Here is a 19,771-nt window from a genome sequence, read left to right as displayed (position 1 = left end):
AACTCCTCTGGGTTTGGAGCCCAGGATGGACAATTGAGGTACCCCTATCATGTCAGAAGCCCAAAGCTACTTTGTTGCTGCGTTTTACAAATTCCTCGTTTTAGAAAACCCTGAACAAGTTCAAAAAGATCTCGAAGCCAAGGCTGAGGAGCTCAACATCAAAGGCCTCGTCATTCTTGGCCGCGAAGGGTTTAACTCCACGTGCGCGGCCAGCACGGCTGAAAGTTTTGAAGCTTGGAAACAGTTTATTCGCGAGTACTTCAAAAGTCCTGAGCTATTTTTTAAGGATTCTGTTTCTGCAAAAGCCCCCTTCCGCCGTTTCAAAGTTAAGATCCGTGAAGAGATCGTGACGACCGGCATTCCTGAGATGATGCCTCCGGAGGGAAAGAACCACCATCTGACTCCTGAAGAGTGGAACAAGGTTTTAAAAGAGGAATCTGACTTCGTCATGATCGATACCCGCAATTGGTATGAGTACAAAATTGGAACTTTCAAAGGGGCTCTGAATCCGGACATCGAAAAGTTCACGGAGTTTCCTCAGTATATTGAAGCTCAGGGCATTCCTAAAGATAAGAAGATGCTGATCTTCTGCACCGGCGGTATCCGCTGTGAAAAAGGAATTCTTGAGTTGCAAAAGCAGGGCTATGACAATGTTTACCAACTTGAGGGTGGAATTTTAAATTACATCAAAGAACAACCCAATGACCAGTTTGAAGGTGAATGCTTTGTCTTCGATCATCGCGTGGCTTTAGATCAAAACCTGCAACCAAGCACTAAGTATGGTCTTTGCCCGCACTGTGGTCAGCCGAGTGAAGTCAAAATCACTTGCGCTCGTTGCGACAGCACAGAGCTGATCTGCGAAGAGTGCTCACACATTAAATTTAGACAAGACACTTGCTCTAAGAACTGCGCCTACCAGTATGAACTTCATCCGGGCAAAAAAGGCACAAAACAGATTGTGCCTTTTGAAGTAGAAAAGATGAGTGCAAAAGGTGTTGCGCGCGAAGAGCTTCCTGTCATTCGCGTTTCTAAGAACAAGGTTGTCGAGATCAACGCCAAAGGCGAATCGCAAACTCGTTCCCAAACTGAGTGATCCCTGTTTCGCTCCAGAACATGCTCCAAAACATGATTCAGAAAATCCCATCTGCTCGCTGTGAAAAGCTCTTCGCAACGAGCGGCGTCCCTTAGATATTTCATGTATGTCCATAATTGACTGTTGATGTCCCCATTAAACTCAACAACGCTTCTCCTACAAACAATCGACAATTCAACTAGAAACTGTAGGAGACTCACGATGAACCTTGCCAAAGTGACCTTTGCTCTGCTGTACCTTGCTTCGTCCGTTACATTTGCCGGAGGTGGAAATCATACCCCCAAGCCCACCCCGAAACCAACGCCGCCCCCGCATCACACTCCGCCCCCAAAACCAACTCCATGTCTAACACCAACTCCGCCGCCGACGCCAACCCCGCGTCCTACTCCAACTCCACCACCACCTACTCCAACTCCACCACCACCTACTCCAACTCCACCACCACCTACTCCAACTCCACCGCCACCTACTCCAACTCCAACTCCAACTCCGCCGGTGACAGATAGTCCGACTCCGACCCCTACTCCAACTTCGACGCCGACGAGTTCGCCAACACCAACACCGACTCCGACTCCAGATGCGTCCCCCACTCCGCAGGACGAGAAAAAGGACAAGGAGCTTAAACACAAAGTTGTGCCGTATTTCTTCATCAATTTTGATTGGGGAAACTGGATGGCGAATATGACTCCTTATAAATCGTTACCACCGGCTCCGGTTGAGCCTGCAGCACTTCTTGGAAACGGCCGCGATCGTATGGTTGTGAATAACTTCCGCGATGGAGTTCAAAAGACCGGCTACGGATTCCTAGTTGGAGGCTTCGGAGCGAAGATGACTTGGTGGTATGACAATGCATCGGGCGTTGCCAAGCAGTGGTGGGCCTACGTCGGCATTGCCCCCCTCATAGGCCGTCAAATGAATTCCGTCAGATATTATCGCACCTACGATGAAGCGGACAAAGCCGTTGGTTACAGATCGGTTCCAAGCACGGCAAAAAGTGCCGGCGTTCTGTCACAAGGTGACTCTGTGACTTATCTTTCAACCGGAGGACTCATCTTCTCGGCCGGCACAGGTCTTAATGTTGTCGGTGTCGGAGCAACCGCCATCGCCCAAGGAACTTGGGAAACTTATATCGAAAAGGTCGACAACGAGCATGTCTACGTGAAACTCACGAAAGGAAAATTAACGAGCTTCTCGGTTTCAACCGGGGTTGCAATCGTTCAAGTGTCCGAGACGGCCTTCCGCAATTCCGATGACGGCTTCTCATACTTGTATAATCTTTCAACTGAGGTGGGCCGCAAAGCTTACGAAGATGTGATTCGCGGAAATGTGATTGCTTCAGATCAGATTTCAAAATCCCGTCCTCGCAATCTCGTAGAGAAGGCACCGGTCTTGAAAGTTGCGACCTTTACAAACTTAAATACCGGTCGTTTCTTGGGTGTCAGCATGGGGTTGCCAATTATATGGAACTCAGCTTACACGAAAGGAAATATCAATTCCTATTCGACGACAGACTTCCATATCAATAATAAGACGGCTCGCGTGCACTATGGAATTTACTCTGAGACAAAGAATTTCCAACTTTGGAATCGCCACCGCGAAACCGATTTGATGTTCTATGGAGCGAAGTACACCATCAATTCACCTGAAGGAAACGAAGATGGTTCATTCGGACGCTACAGCTACGCCTATCGCAACGAACATGCGACTCCTCGTCGCTTGAATAAATCCATTGCGGGTCTTATTCAGCATACAGGGATTGATGATCTGTCGATCGACGTACCTGACGACGACAAACTTGGTTATGCCGGCGTTGAGTTCAACACCACACTCAGTGAAGACAATACCAAACGTTTGATGGCAGCCGCGCAAAAATATGGTGACAGCTACTTTATTAACATCGCCGACCGTTACTATAATGACTATCGCCATAAAGGGGACGTCTACAATAATTGCCTCGGCCCGGCGACTCCGATCTGCTGGAATTACATCTTGGATGAAACCCACGCGGCAATGCGGGACATGCGTAAAGAGCTGATCGCGATGATCGACCTTCGTGCTAAAGATCCGAAGGCCTATGCAGCGGCTTACGGGCGCTTTGGTGAAGCGATGACGAAAAATCATATGACCTATCGAGCCGCGCTTGAAATTGCAGGTCCAGGCATCGAAATCAGTTATCTTGTCGAAGGCGCGAAGATCTCGATGTATTACAAAGCATGGCGTACGACTCGTCAGCCAAATCAATGGGATCTGACCGATGATCCGAATGCAAAAGAAGGTGCCTATCCCTTTGAGCCGCGACTTCGTCACTCGCAAATTCAGGGTCTTATCGTAAACCCAGGACTCGGCGGAATTGAAACGTTTAGTAATTTGACGACGCTAGAGCCTGAGTGGAGTTTTTCGACAGATGTTGCCACGCCTTAGTGACAAGCCCGTTTTCTAAATCGAAAGATTTTGTATCTAAACAAAATCTTTCAAAAAGCAAAGGTCTGTTGAGAAGAACTCTTCACAACAGACCCTTCCTGTTTGGATTTTTCCGAAACATGAAAAAAGCAGGTTGAATTATCTCTGCGGTTTGAGAAGCATCCCCTAAACAATATATTTTTATAATTCAAGTTTTAGGAGATTCTCAATGAACCTTGCCAAAGGGATTTTTGCTTTGCTGTATTTCTATTCGGTCATCGGCCTTGCCGCACCAAAATCGGTGAACCCAGCGCCGCCACCAATTCCCTCGACACCGACTCCTACGCCAAAACCAACTCCGACTCCCCCTCCTGAACCGACCCCGCCGGATCCTACTCCCACTCCTGAAGTGACTCCGCCGACAACGGATGTGATTCCGACTCCCCAACAGAATGAAAAAGAAGAAAAAGAACTCAAACATAAAGTCGTGCCTTTCTTTTTCTTAAATTTTGACTGGGGCAACTGGACAGCAAATCTCACTCCCTATAAAGCCAACCCAGTCATCCCTGCAGCCCTCACTCCGGACAGTGCTCAGGACCGCATGGTCCTCAATGACTTCCGCGACGGCGTGCAAAAAACCGGCTATATTGCCCTCTCAGGAGGTCTCGGTGCGCGCGTAAAATGGTGGTATGATAACGCCAGTGGTGTCGCCAAAGAGTGGTGGGGCTATGTAGGACTCGCACCGCTGATCGGCCGCCAAATGAATTCCGTCAGATACTACCGCTCTTACGAAGAGGCTCAGAACTCGCCGGGATATAAATCCGTCCCTGGAACTGCCAGCGGAGCCATGAGCCTCAGTCAAGGCGACTCAGTCACTTACCTGTCAACCGGCGGAGTCATTTTCGCTGCCGGCACCGGCCTCAGTGTTGTCGGGGTCGGTACTATCGCTATCGCCCATGGAACATGGGAGACCTATATCGAGAAAGTCGACAATGAGCGTGTGTATGTGAAAATCACCAAAGGCACACTCTCGAGTCTTTCGGTGTCGACAGGAGCTGCCATTGTGCAAGTCTCTGCCACGGCGTTTAGAAACTCTGATGACGGGTTTTCGTATCTCTACAACCTGAATACAGAAGTCGGCCGAAAAGCCTATGAGGATATTCTCCATGGAAACGTCATCGCCTCCGACCAAATTTCTAAAAAGCATCCGCACAATTTGGTTGAATTGGCGCCAATCCTGAAGGTTTCAACTTTCACCAGCTTAAACACCGGACGCTTCGTCTCAGTCAGTCTGGGGCTGCCAATCCTCTGGAACTCAGGTTACAGCAAGGGCAATATAAACTCCTACACAAGCACAGATTTTCACATCAACAACAAAACGGCCCGCGTTCACTATGGCATTTACTCAGAAACTAAGAACCTGCATCTATGGACTCGCCACCGAGAAACAGATTTGATGTTTTATGGTGCCAAGTATTTTATCGACTCGCCCGAAGGAAACGACGATGGGACATTTGGCCGATACACCTATGCCTACCGCAATGAGGGCGCAACTCCTCGGCGCATCCAAAAATCTGTGGCAAGCCTTATTCAACACACGGGTATCGACGACCTGGCCGTAGCCATCCCCGACGAAGACCGCCTGGGGTATGCCGGCATCGAGTTTAACACCACCCTGCACGACGACAATACGGAAAGACTGATGAGTGCCGCGCGAAAAAATAATGAAAACTATTTCCTCACCATCGGCGACCGCTACTACAGCGACTATCGCGCCCATGGAGATACTTATAATTATTGCTTAGGCCCTGCCACGCCGATCTGTTGGGACCATCTCCTCTCTGAAAGCCACGAGGCGCTCCGGGATATGCATCACTATCTCGAAGAGATGGCAAGCCTCCGGGATCAGGACGCAAAAGCCTATGCCGCCGCCTATGGACGTTTTGGCAGAGCGATGACCAAAAATCACATTGCGTTCAGAGCCGCCTTAGAACTCGCAGGCCCCGGTGCGGATATTAGTTATTTGATCGAAGGTGCTAAGATTTCCATGTACTACAAAGCTTGGAGAACCACACGCACGGCGAATAAATGGGAACTCACGGACAACCCGAACAGCAATGGATCTTATCCCTTTGAACCAAGGCTGAGACATTCGCAAATTCAGGGCTTGATTGTGAACCCAGGATTAGGCGGCATTGAAACATTTAATAATTTGACGTCGAATCTGGAGCCGCAGTGGTAGCTTCCTTATTGATCTCCCGCTTCGCCTTCTCGATGTCTTTCGCAAAGAGCTTTTCGATCCACGTGTGAGTTAACTGCAAGCTGTTATTCTTGAAGTTGAAATCCACGTTGGATCGATAGTTCGGGTCAAAGTCGACCTCTTTGGGGTCGACTTTGGCATAATCTAAAAACTTTTGTAATTCAGCGGCCTGCTCGTCAGGATTGAAATCTAAATTCAGATTGATGTTCTTTTCGATCTGCTCGCAGAAACTCAAAGTTGCTGGATCGCGCGCAAGTTCTGGATGACGACCGACAACACGTGAAAGCGTGTACAAGTTGTAGCTCTTCATCAAGATGCGATCGATATTGGCTTTATTAGAACGGATATTTTGTCCTGCAATGCCGAGCTTCGTATAGAACTCGGCTTTTTTGAAAAGACCTTGATCATGTTCTGCATCGGCTTTCTCAATCATATCAAAAAGCTCGCGCATCCCATCAACACGAAAGATGTAACGAAAGAGTGAGGCCGCCGATTCCACCACCGGATCCTTCTGATTACTTTCTAGGCTTTTCATAAACTCGTTGGCAGATCCGCTGTCGTCTTTACGCAGAAACTGACTTTTCTCTGCGTTGTTTAGGTAATTACATACGGTTGAAAGCGGCTTTTGCTCGTTCATAAAATCATCTTTGAGAACTTGCAAAGTGCGCGCTTTGCTATCATCGATTTTCTCTTCGTGATTTTTCGGCGCTTCTTCTTTGGCCTGATTTGGCGATGGAGATTTCTCGCCGGGCTTTGCTGGTGTTTGTTGAACAAACTCCGGACTCTGAGCTTTTTTAGGTGAGATCGCCTGTTTGACTTCCCAAGGTGAAGGAAGTTTTTTGATTATTAACACGCCTACAATCACAAAACCGATGACGAGGACTCCGAAAATAATTGCTATAACCTTGAGCGCTTTCTTCATAAAAACTCCCGAATCGACGAATTAGTTCCATCTTAGAACCAATTATTTTAAATTTTGAGGAGTTTTTGCGCACTTATAGCACAAATAAACCGAGTTTGGGGGTTGACGTCCCCCACTTCGGGGCCTATAGTGACCGCTCATTCGAACGCATCCTTTTTGTCGCGGGGTGGAGCAGTCTGGTAGCTCGTCGGGCTCATAACCCGAAGGTCGTAGGTTCAAATCCTGCCCCCGCAACCAATTTTTTGATCAGCCTTTGGCTGAAAAAATTGGCTCTCTGCACTTCCGCTTCGCTGAAGTATTTTCTAAAGTTTAAGATTCATCGATTCTCTTCACTCAAGCTTAAAAACGTTTTTCGTTTTGGTGTTCTCGCGTCTGCTGAATTACATCTGCTGCTTGCTTGCTAACTTCGATGGTGGTGCTAGCCTTTGAAATAATTTTTCTTAGGAGGACATCTATGAAAGTCGCACGCATTTACTCTTATGGCGGTTCTGACGAAATTAAAATTGAGGACTCAGAACAACCCCAAATCAGCAAGAACGAAGTCTTAGTCAAAATTCACGATGCCGGTATCAACCCCATCGACTGGAAAATCCGCGAAGGTTACATGAAGCCGGCCACTCCGCACTTTCCACTCACTCTCGGCCAGGACTTCTCAGGCGATGTCATCGACGTCGGCGGTAAAGTCAGCGGCTTTAAAAAAGGCGACCGTGTCTTTGGCTTTGCCCATGGCTCTTACGCCGAGTTTGCAACAGCGACACCGGAAAAGATCGCCTTGATTCCAAAGTCATTGGACTATGAAACGGCGGCCTCGATTCCTACGGCGGGACTGACTGCATGGCAGCTCCTGATCCAAGAAGGCCACGTGAAAGCCGATCAGAACGTGCTCATTCATGGTGCTGCTGGTGGCGTGGGCTCTTTCGCCTGCCAAATCGCCATCTGGAAGAAAGCCAATGTCATTGCAACGGCGGCGGCCGACGACATCCCGTATTTACAAAAATTGGGAGTTAAAAAGATCATTGATTATAAAACAAAACGCTTCGAGGAGTTCGCCAAGGACATCGACATCGTTATCGACCTCGTCGGCGGCGACACACTTTCGCGCTCCTATCAGCTGATGAAGAAACGCGGAATTGCGCTATCGACCGTCGGCAGCTACAAAGATTCTGAAGCGAGCAAGTTCGGCGCCCACGGTGTCAACTTTGTGATGACTCCGAACGCAAAGGATCTTGCAGAGCTGGCAAGCCTCGTGGCTAATAAAACTCTTAAGCCCCGCGTGAGTGAAATCCTCCCGCTAACAGACGTGAAGAGAGCCCAGGATCTCAACCAAAAGGGGCACACCCACGGAAAAGTTCTGCTGCGAATGATGTAAATTATGTTTTATCAAAAACAATAGAGCTTGCGGACGAGAGCAAAATGAGAACGGCTCCAGAGATCTGCACGGAACCCAGCGTCTCGGCTAGCAGAAGAATTCCGAAGCCTGCGGCGAAAGGTGATTCCAAAAGCGAGACCATAGAGGCCATGCTGTTAGGCAAATGCCTCTGTGCTCGCACTTGCAGGAAGAAGGCGAGAAGGCTTGAACCGAAGATCAGACTTAAAATTCCTAGATTTGGTAGCAAGTCAGAAGTTGGAAGAGCGATCTTCGGTTGGGTCAGTAAAAATGGCAGCAATGCAACTGCTGCCACGATCGATTGAAGAACATTGAATCTGAAGGCGTCAGCGATTCCTGGCGCCACTTTACCGATATAAATAATATGAATCGCTGCAAGAACTGCGCAGGCAAAAGTCCATAAGTCACCGATAGCCAAGGCTTCGTAATGCCCGCCCGCCAGCAAGAATGTTCCTGCGAGCGCCAAGAATGAAAAGAAATAGATCTGCAACGAGCTTCGCTTCTTTAGAAATAAAATCTCGATGAGTGGAATGAGGACGACATACAAGCTGGTGATAAAACCGCTCTTTGTCGCTGTGGTCGTGAGCAGACCTTGAGCTTGCGTCAGCTGCATCACTGCCAAGAGAAATCCTGCAGGAGCTGCCAGGCGCATTTCACTCCCGGACCATGGCACGCGGCCTTTTGTCAAAACAAACAGAATCAGAACTCCAAAGATGGCGGCCAGACCAAAGCGATAGATCAAGATCTCCACAGGAGAGTAAGCTCGTAGCGCCCATACTGTGGCGACGAAACCAAAACCCCAGAGGAGAGTTGCTATGATCAAATCGCGGATAGCCCGGCGTTTTTCCAAATGAGTTCCTTATTATTTAAACGTCTGAGAGCAAAGCATTACTCCAGCTGGGTTTTTATAGATACTCATATTTTTCCAGAAGCCCTCTGTACCTTCATTTTTAGCAACAGAGTATGTATTACCGAAGTACTTGCCATTGATGTGGCCTTCACTGCTCTTAAACTGGCTCGGTTTCAAAGAAGTGATCTTCTCAAAAGTACTTTCGAACTCTTTAAAGAACACATTCTTCCACGCAGAGTAGCCAGAGTCGCGCACCCATGATGGTGCTTCGTTCCCATGAAGCGGGCCAAAGCCAGCAGCGATACTGCCTAAAATGTTTCCTCTTTGAGAGAACTCTTTAAAGTACTTCTCTTGCTGCGGATGGAGCTCTTTCATAATAGTCTTGTCGATATAAAGATCGGCCAAGTCACGGATCACAATTCGGCCCGTGGGTTTTAAATTCGCATCCAGCTCCACAAGGAAGTTCTGAGAGTGCGGAGAATCAAACTGCATGCCCGTGCGAGCGGCGAGCTCACCCAAGGCACGGCCTGTGGCTTTAATATAGTGTTCAGTCCAAAACTCGTAAGGATCATTCGAACCGTTTTTCGCCGCGATCATACGGCCTGTTTCGTCATGAAGAACTGAGAAGCCTGGAACATAGATACGGTCCGCCTTGGTATTTAAATCGACCAGATCCCGCAACACAACCGCTTGATCGATGCCTGGAAGCTTAAAGATCGCAGGTTCATCCATCACGATGATGTTCTTAAACGGCAATCGCGCCTGGATGTCGTGCAAGAAATCGGCATTGAGGCGAGAGTCAATGGCCTCTCCGACAGGCTGTTTTTTATCAGCCCACCAGCCACCGGTCTTATTGGTGGAGCTTTTGATTGAGAACTGAATCTTTTTACCCGGATCCTCAACGATATAAGAACGAGAGGCCGTTTGATAGCCAGTGAAGTAGTACTTCTTCTCAAGCTTCAGGCCTTTATTTTGGAAGTGCTGCTGAACTTCCTCAAACCACTTCGTATCTTCAGGGTTTAAAACCCAGCGGACGTACTTCTTACCGTCTTTTTGAAAGATAAAATGCTCACGGAGGGCCTGCGGAAAACGGTCGGCGAAATCCAGTTCCACCATGTCTAAGGGAATCTCAAAATGAGGCATTTGAATAGGACGCGAATCCCTCTGAGAAACGGCATTCGATTGAGTTTCATACTGGATGAGCTTTTTTGCTCCATCTGTCAGAGCAAAAGAGTTTGAAGCCAATAACAGGAATAAAAATGCTTTTACTAAACTTTTTCCCATAACAAAAATCGCTCCTCTCCTGACTTGAAGAGACGCTTCTCGGCTCTTCAAGAGGCAATGAATGCTGGTTAATGGTCACAAGCACTACAAAAGCAAAAGCCGTTCCTCAGGCGTCTTTAGCGGTAAAACACTTTTTACTTTTAGGCGTTGAAATTTCGAGAGGAAATATGCCTACTTCTTCACGGATAGCCGCGTCATTACGATGACATCCCCTAGGTATATTGGCTAAAATTAGATCTTTTAGAGGGTCATCATGCAGCCAGGAAAACCAGAAAATAAGTTCTCACCTCCCACAGATGTTAAATCGGCTTTAAATCAGTACAAGAAACCGAAGAAAGTCGTCGTTACGGCCGGAATGCCATACGCAAATGGTCCCCTTCATTTGGGTCACCTTGCGGGGGCCCACGTTCCTGCGGATATCTATGCGCGCTGGATGAGAATGCTGATTGGCTCTGAAAACGTGCTTTTTGTGAACGGGAATGACGACCACGGCTCCACAAGTGAAGTCGCGGCGGTCAAAGCCGGAAAGACGATTCGTGAGTTCATCGACACCATTCACGAAAAACAAAAAGAGACTCTTAAAAAATTCAACGTCAAGACCGATATCTTCACCGGGACTTCTCGTCCTGAAACTTATCCACTCCATGAGGCTTACTCCCAGGATTTCTTGCGTCGTCTCTTTAAAAACGACATGCTCGAAAAACGAGTCACCAAACAGTGGTTCGATCCGAAGATGAATCGCTTTCTGCAAGATCGCTTTGTTCGTGGCACTTGCCCGAACTGCGGCAGTACTGACGCCTACTCTGATGAGTGCGATGCTTGCGGAACTCAATTTGATCCGAGCACGCTCAAAGATCCTCGCAGCGAGATCAGCGATGCAAAGCCAGAGCTGAAAGACACCGCTCACTGGTGGCTGAATATGTGGAAGGTCGCAGATCCTTTGAAAACTTGGATCGAGACCAAGCAAAAAGCGTGGCGTACTGCTGTTGTTCAAGAAGTGACCAACACGGTCCTCATTGGCTGCCGCTTTGAAAATGTTCACGAAGAAAAATACAAAGAGATTAAAGAAACTCTGCCGAAACATAAATCCCGCTACGTTCCGGGCAAAAAGGTTGAGTGCTTGTTTGATTCAAAAGCCGATCTTGCTAAAGGTCAGCAGGTTTTGGAAGCAGCCGGTATTCCATCTGTGATTACGGATAAGTGGGGCTACCGTCCGATCACTCGTGACGTGTCTTGGGGAATTCCCGTCCCACCTGAATTGGACCCGGATATGAAAGGCAAAACGCTTTACGTTTGGCCTGATTCTTTGATCGCACCAATCGTATTCACACAAGTGGCATTGGAAAAATCCGGCCGCAGCCGTGAACAGTACAAAGAATTTTGGTGTGATCCTGAGGCAACCGTTGTGCAGTTCCTTGGGCAAGATAACGTGTTCTTCTACGTGATCATGCAGGGCTCAATGTGGCTTGGTCACAAAGCTGATCCTCAGCAATTGCCACAAAAAGGTGATTTGCAAATGACTGAAATTTTGAGCGTCTATCACTTGATGGTGAACGGCGAAAAGATGAGTAAGTCAAAAGGCAATTTCTACACCGGCGATCAACTGCTTGAGATGGGCTACTCTGCCGATCAGGTTCGTTATTTCTTGGCACTTTTAAGCTTGCCAGTAAAAGCGTCGAACTTTGATTTTGAGACTTTCGCAGAAAGAAATAAATTCCTCGCAGGTCCTATGAATGCTGCGCTTGAAAAGCCAATCTCTGCATGTCATTCCAAATTCGGCGGCAAAGTTCCAGAGGGAAAACTCATCGGCAAAGCGGAGGCCGAGACGTTGAAGCTTGTGCAATTGTATTTGCGCTCGATGCAAAAAGGCGATTACGCAATCTTGCTTGGCCAAGTTGAAAATTACGCGCGCCAAATCAACTCGCTCTTTGCTCAGCATAAACCGCACGACGATCGTGGTGACGAAACAGAACGTAAAGACGCTTTGTTCACATGCTTCTATGTTTTAAAGAATTTGATGATTATGCTCGCGCCATTTGTGCCTGAGACTATGAATGAACTTCGTAAGACATTGAACTTGCCAGAGTCGGTGTTCCGCGCTGAAGAGCTCGGCACAGGAATCCCTGCAGGACATGCGATCCATCCTAAAGGCGTTTACTTCCCTGCTGTTGCCGAAGCTACACCTTCGGTTCCGTAGATTGATACACCTTCGGTTCCGTAGATTGATACACCTTCGGTTCCATAGATTGATACACCTTCGGCTTCGCAGAGGCCGAAGGTTTTATTTACGGAGAATACCTAATCACGCAAAGACCTGATTTTCCTTTGCCTCCCGAGCCGTTGGGGCCACCGCCGCCGCCACCGCCGCCAAAGGCGCCGCCGGTTCCGCCAGCAACATTCCCTGTACCGCCGCCGCCACCACCACCTGGGCCTACTGCGAGAGAACCCGCAGTCATATCGCTGCTCATACTGCCGTTACCTCCGGTACCGGTCACACTGCCCGAACCGCCGCCACCGCCGCCTCCACCATTTATTCCATTGCTACCGTTGACGCCAGCACTCCCGCTGCCACTGCCGGCGCTGTTATTTCCGCCGGCACCTGCTGTTGAACCAGAAGAAGCGCCGCCCGCGGATCCGCCGCCACTGCCGCCGCCGCCAGCACCGGTACTCGTACTGGAAGCTCCCGAGCCACCGGCACCACCAATGCCATTGGGCCCAGCGGCACCGCCGCCGCCGCCGCCACCTTGTGTCCCAGCACCACCGACACCGCCCGCCCCTCCGGCATATTTTGTCGCACCAACGCTACTTGAAGAACTGCCACCAGTGCCACCATTGCCTCCGGAAACTCCGCCTTTTGCACAAACCGAGGCGGCCGCACATGACGTGCCGTTAAACCAAGAATCTGTGGCATTAGAGGTTCCCGAACTTCCGCCCGCACCAATCTGATAGGTCACTGTGTTTCCACCCGTTAAAGCAAGATTTGTAATTTTCGCGTAGGCACCACCGCCGCCTCCGGTGCCAGAGTTCCCGCCACCGCCGCTCGCACCAGTACCGCCCCCACCAATACATTCAATTGAGTTGCTGGAGCTATTCCAGTTTGCAGGAACAGTCCACGACGTGCCACTCGTCAGAACCACCGCCACAGTTGTGGCAACAGGTATGTAATAAGTTATGACAATGATTCCTTGAGCTCCTGCTCCGCCGGCACCATTGGTTCCTCCGGCACTGCAGCCGCCACTTCCGCCGCCGCCACCATAGAGCCCGCCATTGCCGCCGGCAGCTGCGTTGGCAGTACCGCTATTGGTGCCGCCACCACCTCCGCCACCGGAACCGCTTCCGTAGAGAGATCCCCAATCACTTCCCATACTGCCAGCTCCGCCAACTCCGGCAGTTCCCGTTGAGCTTGTGCGACCGCCGCCGCCGCCACCACCACCGCCCAAAGTTCCCGCGGTTCCGGCAGCTCCCGCGGATGCGCCACCAGCTCCGCCGCCCGTGCCTGAGATATTATTCGCGCCAGCCAATCCTGGAGTCGTCACCGAAGTCAGCGTTGCTGCATTAGCACCACCACTGCTTGCTCCGCCACCAGAGGCTCCTGTCAGACTGAGGCTGCCCACGGTTTCACTGCCGCCATTTCCTCCGGGACCCAACGGACCACCGCTGCCGCCGCCACCAAGACCACTGTAGGACATGTTACTTCCACCACCACCGTTGCCACCGTTAAAAGCTATCGCACCGATTGAGCTGCTCGCTAAACCACCGGCACCACCTGTGGAGTCTGTTGCGGGAATGGCACCTTTTCCGCCTTTTGCACAAACTGAAGAGGAAGCACAACTCGCACCATTAAACCAAGTGTCGCCACCATTTCCACCGGCACCATTATTGGGGGCTCCGCCGGCTCCTCCTGTGCCCACTTGAATTGTGACCGTCGCATTGGGGGTCAGTGTTACGTTGGTCGCAACAGCATAAGCTCCGCCACCACCGGCCCCAGCTTGGTTATTCGCACCGCTGCCGCCGCCTCCGCCACCGCCGCCGCCAATCACTTCGATTTTATTATTATAAGAATTCCAATTGGCCGGCACAGTCCAAGTGGTGGTGCCTGTGCTCGTGAGATACACTACGACTTGCCCTCTGCCGACTAAAAAACCCTGAGCCGAAAAGGCGCCACGGGTTGCGAGACTGCCCGGCATTGCGATCGAAGGGATCACAAAAATTGCAGCGATGAAAAGACATTTCCAGTTTAGCAGCATAAGATCATCACTTATATTGTGCCTGTGAGCAGAGCACTGAGAAAACTGCGCTCGCTGTTTTAATAATAGTGCATGTATAGACATCGATACTGGAAGGATTTCCCGCCGTTGGAGCAGAGCCACCCAACCATTTTGGCGTCACACTTGTTCCGTCAATTGTAAACGCGGATGGATAGTACGCCGTCGCACCTTGAGTGACCAAGAATGTTGTCGTGACAGAGTCATTTGTCGAAAGAGCCGTATTCAAGCTCGTGCCCGACGACCAGGCCCAATTAAGAGTCCAGTTTGCTGATGCATTCGAAGTGTAATATTGAACTGCGCCGCTTGCTAAGTAGAAATTCACTGTTCCTGTCGCAGCTGTCGCACTGACTGCAACTGGTTCAGCCGCATTGGTGACTTTCGCGGCTGGCGCACTCGACGAACCATTCATCAAGAATGTGGTTGCATTCGCAGTCCCATTCACTGACAAGGTGTAAGAAGGCGACGCTGTCCCGATACCGATCTTACCGGTTGAAGGTGTTGTGCCTGTGCCATTGATGCCCGTACCGTAAATCATATTACCGATTGTCATTTGATTACTACCCGTCGCACTTGGCGCACCGATGTTGTAACCGATAACGATGTTATTACTGCCGGTTGTGAGATTATTCCCAGCTTCCCAGCCGAGTATCACGTTACCAGCACCGCTGGTGAGCATGTCACCAGCATCATAACCTACGGCTGTATTGCCGGAGGCTCCTTGAGATCTATTCAATGCATAGCCACCGATGGCGACGTTTTGATTTCCTGAGTCTGAGTTGTAATAAGCCATAGAGCCGACCGTCGTATTTTCATTGCCGCCGCCACTGTAGGCTGCTTGATAACCGATAGCGATGTTGTTATAGCCACTATTATCTAAGGCGATCGCCTGATACCCCATGGCTGTATTTCCGCTTCCCGTCGTATTTGAATTCAAGGTTTGGTAACCGTAGGCGATGTTATTTAAGCCCGCTGTCGTCACAGAACTCGCAGCCGTGGTGCCGCCAATGAGAGAACCCGTTGATGGAGCCACCACCAAGCTAGAACCGCTGCCCGTTGAGTAATTCACCCACGCGCCATTTTGATAGAACTCAAACTGACTGGAGGTCGTATTATAACGAATCATACCATTCACCGTTGTGCCGGTAAACGTCGCTGCACGCGGAACGATGAGCGCGCTCGTCGTCGTACTAGTATCTGTGATATCAAAGATAGATGCAGGAGAATTATTATTAATACCGATTTTTGCAACGCCGCTCGTGTTCGTTGCATTCTTCATATTGGTTGCGTAGATTGCGTTACCAATATTCATAGAGTTGCTTGTCGAAGCCGCCACTGAGTCGACTGAGCTATCCACGCCAATTAAAAGATTGCGCGCGCCTGTTGTCAGAGTTGTACTCCCAACACCGGCGCCAATGAGGACGTTGTTATTCCCAGAGACGTTCGTAGAACCAGCACCACTACCGATACTGACACCGTTGTAACTTGCAGTTTTGGCAGTAATACCAAGAGCAACCGCACCCGCCTGAGCTGTCGCAGAAGAATAACCGATTGCGATAGAGTTATCACCCGCCTGAGAAGCTGAGTTACCTATAGCAATACCTGTATTACCACTTCCGGCTGCTGAAGCACCGACAACAACTCCACCGGTGCCACCGGTACAGCAAGAAGAGTTCGCACCAACAAGAACCACGTCATAACCGGAACCGCCCGCATTCACAGTGGCATTAGCACCAATAGCTGTTGAAGTGCGCGTTGCACCGCTGCCGGATGCTGAGCCCGCTTGGTAACCAATATAGGTATTCTGAAAACCCGTTGTACTATTTGCCCCAGCCTTGTAACCCACAGCCGTATTTTTAGTCGCTGCCGTCGTAAGACCGGCGTTGCTCATCGCCTGATAACCGATCGCCGTATTTCTATACGCGGCCGAAGCCAGTGAATACTGCTGCACAAGAGCTGAGGCGCCAATTGCGATACTTGATCCTGCCGTTGAGTCCGTGCTTGGATAACTAATACCATTTGTTCCAGAAATATTAATGGCACCGTTAACATCCAACGCCGCCGTTGGAGTCGCTGTACCAATACCAAAATTTCCACTCGCATCAAGAGTCATGCGTGTAGCGTTGTTCGTTTTAAATCCCAGAGTATAAGCATCATTCAAACCGATGGTCGCATTACCAGCAAATGTATTCCCACCGTTCACATAACCACTTGAAGCTGTGTTAGTGACCCAGGACATCTGCCCTGTTGCATCTGATTGCAGGATCTGATTTGCCGCTGGAGATCCTGCAGGCAATCTCAAATCATAAGAAGCTGTTGTTGGTGTAGCTGGCAAAATGCGCACAGTGCCTGAATTGATTAAACCAATACCTAAAGCATTCGCGACCCCTGAGGCATCCAATTGCTGGAGCTTTGAAGAAGTGCCGATCGTCGTTTTATCAGCAGTAACAAGGCCTACGTTAGAAATTGAAATATCACCAGAAAGAGTACGTGCTTCGGCAGCATTTGATCCATTACCAACCCACACTTGAGTGCTGTTTAATGTACTGCTCATTTTTGCATTGAAAGCTGCATAATCAGTATTGCTAATAAGACCCGCAGTCACAGAGCCAGAAGCCGAAGCCATTGGGATATCAAGTGTGTGAGCTGAGCTTGCAGACGTAATCGCAGGAGCGTTACCTGCAGAACCCACTACAAAGGATTGAACATTCGCTGTTAAGCCATTCAAGCTTGTAATACCAGCACCCGCAACACCGAGTGATTTTACCGTAGTTCCATCAAAATATTTAATGACGCCTGAGTCATACCACATTTGACCGGCCACTGTTCCCGCAGTGGATCCTGAGCCAAGACCCAAATACTGACCAGCTGCAAGCATCAAACTGCCAGACATAGTATCGCCAGCACGATTGACTGGAGTGTAGCCGAGCGCTGTGCCAACAGTGTTCCAAGCAGAACCGCTATTATATTCTACGCCACCTGTCGTTGTATTGTAGCGAAGTAACCCTGTAGCATTTGATGGACGTTGCGAAGTATTACCCACTGGTAAACCGATCGCATCTGTTTTAGAGCTTACATCCAAAGCCACGCCAGGGCTTGCCGTCCCGATACCGACGTTACCAGAAACGATCAATCCATTGGTGGGTGCAGCACTGCTTGCATAAGTCCCCACAGCAACGTTGCCAGCCACTGATAAAAGGGATCCAGGCGAGGCAACGTTACCGATGCCGACGTTTGCGGTGCCGCCTTCATTGATGAGTAAAGGTTTCTGGCTTCCTGATGAAGACCAGGCTCCGAGCGAGGCCGACGTATCGGCTGTCGAAAAGGCATAAAGATAAGTCTGACCAGACGGATTAGAAACCCGGAAGGTATCTCCTCCCACACCACCGCTAGGCCCGCGTACATCGAGTACCGCACCAGGCGCTGATGTCCCGATACCGAGATTGCCAGAGGCATCCAAAGTCATGCGCGTTGTTCCGCCAGTTTTGAATCCTAATGTGTAAGCATCATTTAAACCAATCGTCGCGTTACCAGCAAATGAGTTACCGCCGTTGACATAAGATGAACCTGTCGAAGCTGGAGTATAGCCAAGAGCCGTCGTTACGTCACCAGAAGCAAGAGCGCCACCGGAAGTCACACGGCCTTGAGCATCCGTCACAACTTTCCAGTAAGTACCAACTGTGCCAACTGATTTAAGAGTTACAACACCGGCGTTAGATACAGAGGCTACGTCACCACCCAAAGACATTGCTTGAGCAACGTTAGCTGAGTTACCAACCCAGATCTGACCACCAGTTAATGAGTTACTCATTTTCGCATTAAATGCGGCGTAGTCCGTATTGCTGATAAGACCCGCAGTCACTGAAGCGGCAGAAGCCATTGGGATATTCAGAGTATGTGAGCCGGCACCTGTATTGATAGACCAAGCAGGAGCTGTGCCCGAAGTGCCAGGAACTGGGAATGTTTGAGAACTCACTGTCGCACCGTTAATACTAGTAATACCAGCACCAGCAACACCAAGAGATTTCGCAGTAGTACCATCGAAGTACTTAATAGTTCCTGAATCGTACCAAACCTGACCGGCTACTGTACCCGCAGTTGACCCTGAGCCCAGCCCCAAATACTGACCAGCAACCAGCATCAAGCTACCAGACATAGTATCGCCAGCTTTATTTACTGGAGTATATGTAAGTGCAGTTGTGATATCTGAAGCGGCAAGGGCAGAACCCGAAGTTACGCGACCTTGTGCATCTGTAATAACTTTAGTATATGTACCAGCAGTGCCTGTATTTTTAAGTGAAAGAAGACCTGCATTCGTGATCGTTGCATCCCCTGACATCGTTACTTCAGAAGCAATACCAGAAGCATTACCGATCCACATTTTGCCGTTAGTAAGTGGTGCTGAATCAGAAACATTTGCTAAGTAAGTGACCCATGAAAGATCGCCAGAAGAGTTTGCTTTTAGGATTTGATTATCGGCCGGCGCAGTCGCTGGGAATCGCAACCCATAGACCGTTGTGGTTGGCATTGCTGAGAGGTAAATCTGGCCGCTTGTCGCGCCATAAATACTAACCCCATAAGTGTTCGCAATACCTGTGTTATCAAGCTGCAAAAGCTTATTAGACAGTCCTAAAATTGTTTTATTAACGGTTACTAGACCGGTATCAGAAACAGATGCTACGTCTCCAGATAAACTAAATGCCTGAGCAGCACCTGAAGCATTACCCACCCATACTTGGCCAGCAGCCAATGAGTTTGATTGCTTAGCCATCATTGAAGCGTAATCCGCATTACTAATAAGACCGGCAGTGACAGACGCGCTAGAAGCCATTGGGATATTTAACGTGTGAGCTGAGCCCGCAGAGCTAAACGCAGGAGCTGTACCAGAAGTGCCGTTAACAAAAGACTGCGTACCAGAAGTTAAGCCATTAAGTGACGTGATCCCAGCACCGGCAACACCTAAAGACTGAGTCGTCGTGCCGTCGAAGTATTTAATAACTCCTGAGTCATACCACATCTGACCTGTGACAGTTCCTGCAGTTGAACCAACACCAAGACCTAAGAACTTACCAGCAGCAAGGCTCACATCCCCTGCGTTAGAAATATTATTTCCACCCATATTGATAGCACCACTCATTGTGCCACCAGCAAGTGGTAACTTATTAGAACCCGTCGCAGAAGAACTTAAAGTCACAACACCTGTGTTAGAAACAGATGCTACGTCATCAGATAACGTAAATGCTTGAGCACCATTTGTTGCATTACCAACCCAAACTTGGCCAGCACTAATAGTTGGAAGCATTGCTGATT

General features: G+C 49.4%; 10 protein-coding genes and 1 tRNA gene. 6 read left to right on the top strand and 5 right to left on the bottom strand.

Translation table 11 applies throughout. The features are described 5' to 3' along the window. Window positions 1-49 precede the first annotated feature (49 nt). The 3 genes from JSU04_16035 to JSU04_16025 all read left to right on the top strand — a co-directional run bounded on the left by JSU04_16035 (window position 50) and on the right by JSU04_16025 (window position 5,735). Window positions 50-1,093: a hypothetical protein gene (locus JSU04_16035; protein MBS1971822.1), complete on the top strand. Its 1,044-nt coding sequence runs from the start codon at window positions 50-52 to the stop codon at window positions 1,091-1,093. Window positions 1,094-1,294: 201 nt separating this feature from the next. After that, window positions 1,295-3,514 (top strand): hypothetical protein, encoded by a 2,220-nt coding sequence (locus JSU04_16030; GenBank protein MBS1971821.1) that lies wholly within the window; start codon window positions 1,295-1,297, stop codon window positions 3,512-3,514. A 208-nt stretch (window positions 3,515-3,722) separates the two neighbouring features. Next, the gene (locus JSU04_16025; protein MBS1971820.1) at window positions 3,723-5,735 is read left to right on the top strand and encodes a hypothetical protein; all 2,013 of its coding nucleotides are present in this window, start codon (window positions 3,723-3,725) and stop codon (window positions 5,733-5,735) included. Here the strand turns inward: JSU04_16025 and JSU04_16020 are convergent. Beyond that, on the bottom strand, window positions 5,698-6,675 hold the full coding sequence (locus JSU04_16020) for a hypothetical protein (GenBank protein MBS1971819.1): 978 nt from the start codon (window positions 6,673-6,675) through the stop codon (window positions 5,698-5,700). The genes JSU04_16025 and JSU04_16020 overlap by 38 nt on opposite strands. Window positions 6,676-6,835: 160 nt before the next feature. Between JSU04_16020 and JSU04_16015 the strand changes: the two genes are divergently transcribed. Beyond that, window positions 6,836-6,912, top strand: a tRNA-Met gene (locus JSU04_16015). A 217-nt stretch (window positions 6,913-7,129) separates the two neighbouring features. Further along, window positions 7,130-8,044: an NADP-dependent oxidoreductase gene (locus tag JSU04_16010; protein ID MBS1971818.1), complete on the top strand. Its 915-nt coding sequence runs from the start codon at window positions 7,130-7,132 to the stop codon at window positions 8,042-8,044. A gap of 1 nt (window position 8,045) precedes the next feature. Here JSU04_16010 and JSU04_16005 read toward each other — a convergent pair whose 3' ends face one another. Further along, complete coding sequence (locus JSU04_16005) at window positions 8,046-8,912, bottom strand: DMT family transporter (GenBank protein ID MBS1971817.1); 867 nt, start codon at window positions 8,910-8,912, stop codon at window positions 8,046-8,048. Window positions 8,913-8,924: 12 nt separating this feature from the next. After that, window positions 8,925-10,196, bottom strand: a complete 1,272-nt coding sequence (locus JSU04_16000; protein MBS1971816.1) for a hypothetical protein — start codon at window positions 10,194-10,196, stop codon at window positions 8,925-8,927. Window positions 10,197-10,449: 253 nt separating this feature from the next. On the opposite strand from JSU04_16000, the gene JSU04_15995 reads away from it, so the two are divergent. Beyond that, a complete protein-coding gene (locus JSU04_15995; GenBank protein ID MBS1971815.1) occupies window positions 10,450-12,393 on the top strand; it encodes a class I tRNA ligase family protein in 1,944 nt (647 codons plus the stop codon). 88 nt (window positions 12,394-12,481) lie between these two features. Here the strand turns inward: JSU04_15995 and JSU04_15990 are convergent, their stop codons facing one another. Continuing rightward, window positions 12,482-14,443, bottom strand: coding sequence for a hypothetical protein (locus JSU04_15990; GenBank protein ID MBS1971814.1), 1,962 nt, complete (start codon window positions 14,441-14,443; stop codon window positions 12,482-12,484). 7 nt (window positions 14,444-14,450) lie between these two features. Beyond that, on the bottom strand, window positions 14,451-19,771 hold a 5,321-nt coding region (locus JSU04_15985; GenBank protein MBS1971813.1), incomplete at its 5' end, for a hypothetical protein.

This window comes from Bdellovibrionales bacterium (assembly GCA_018266295.1).
In the GTDB taxonomy this organism is placed as follows: Bacteria; Bdellovibrionota; Bdellovibrionia; order Bdellovibrionales; family Bdellovibrionaceae; genus JACMRP01.
Note: the sequence above shows the minus strand (reverse complement) of the source record. Positions and strands in the feature narration are given on the sequence as shown.

Excerpts from the sequence above, each read along its gene's own strand:
- JSU04_16035 (MBS1971822.1), top strand. The coding sequence starts at position 50 with ATGTCAGAAGCCCAAAGCTACTTTGTTGCTGCGTTTTACAAATTCCTC.
- JSU04_16030 (MBS1971821.1), top strand. The coding sequence starts at position 1,295 with ATGAACCTTGCCAAAGTGACCTTTGCTCTGCTGTACCTTGCTTCGTCC.
- JSU04_16025 (MBS1971820.1), top strand. The coding sequence starts at position 3,723 with ATGAACCTTGCCAAAGGGATTTTTGCTTTGCTGTATTTCTATTCGGTC.
- JSU04_16020 (MBS1971819.1), bottom strand. The coding sequence starts at position 6,675 with ATGAAGAAAGCGCTCAAGGTTATAGCAATTATTTTCGGAGTCCTCGTC.
- JSU04_16010 (MBS1971818.1), top strand. The coding sequence starts at position 7,130 with ATGAAAGTCGCACGCATTTACTCTTATGGCGGTTCTGACGAAATTAAA.
- JSU04_16000 (MBS1971816.1), bottom strand. The coding sequence starts at position 10,196 with ATGGGAAAAAGTTTAGTAAAAGCATTTTTATTCCTGTTATTGGCTTCA.
- JSU04_15995 (MBS1971815.1), top strand. The coding sequence starts at position 10,450 with ATGCAGCCAGGAAAACCAGAAAATAAGTTCTCACCTCCCACAGATGTT.
- JSU04_15990 (MBS1971814.1), bottom strand. The coding sequence starts at position 14,443 with ATGCTGCTAAACTGGAAATGTCTTTTCATCGCTGCAATTTTTGTGATC.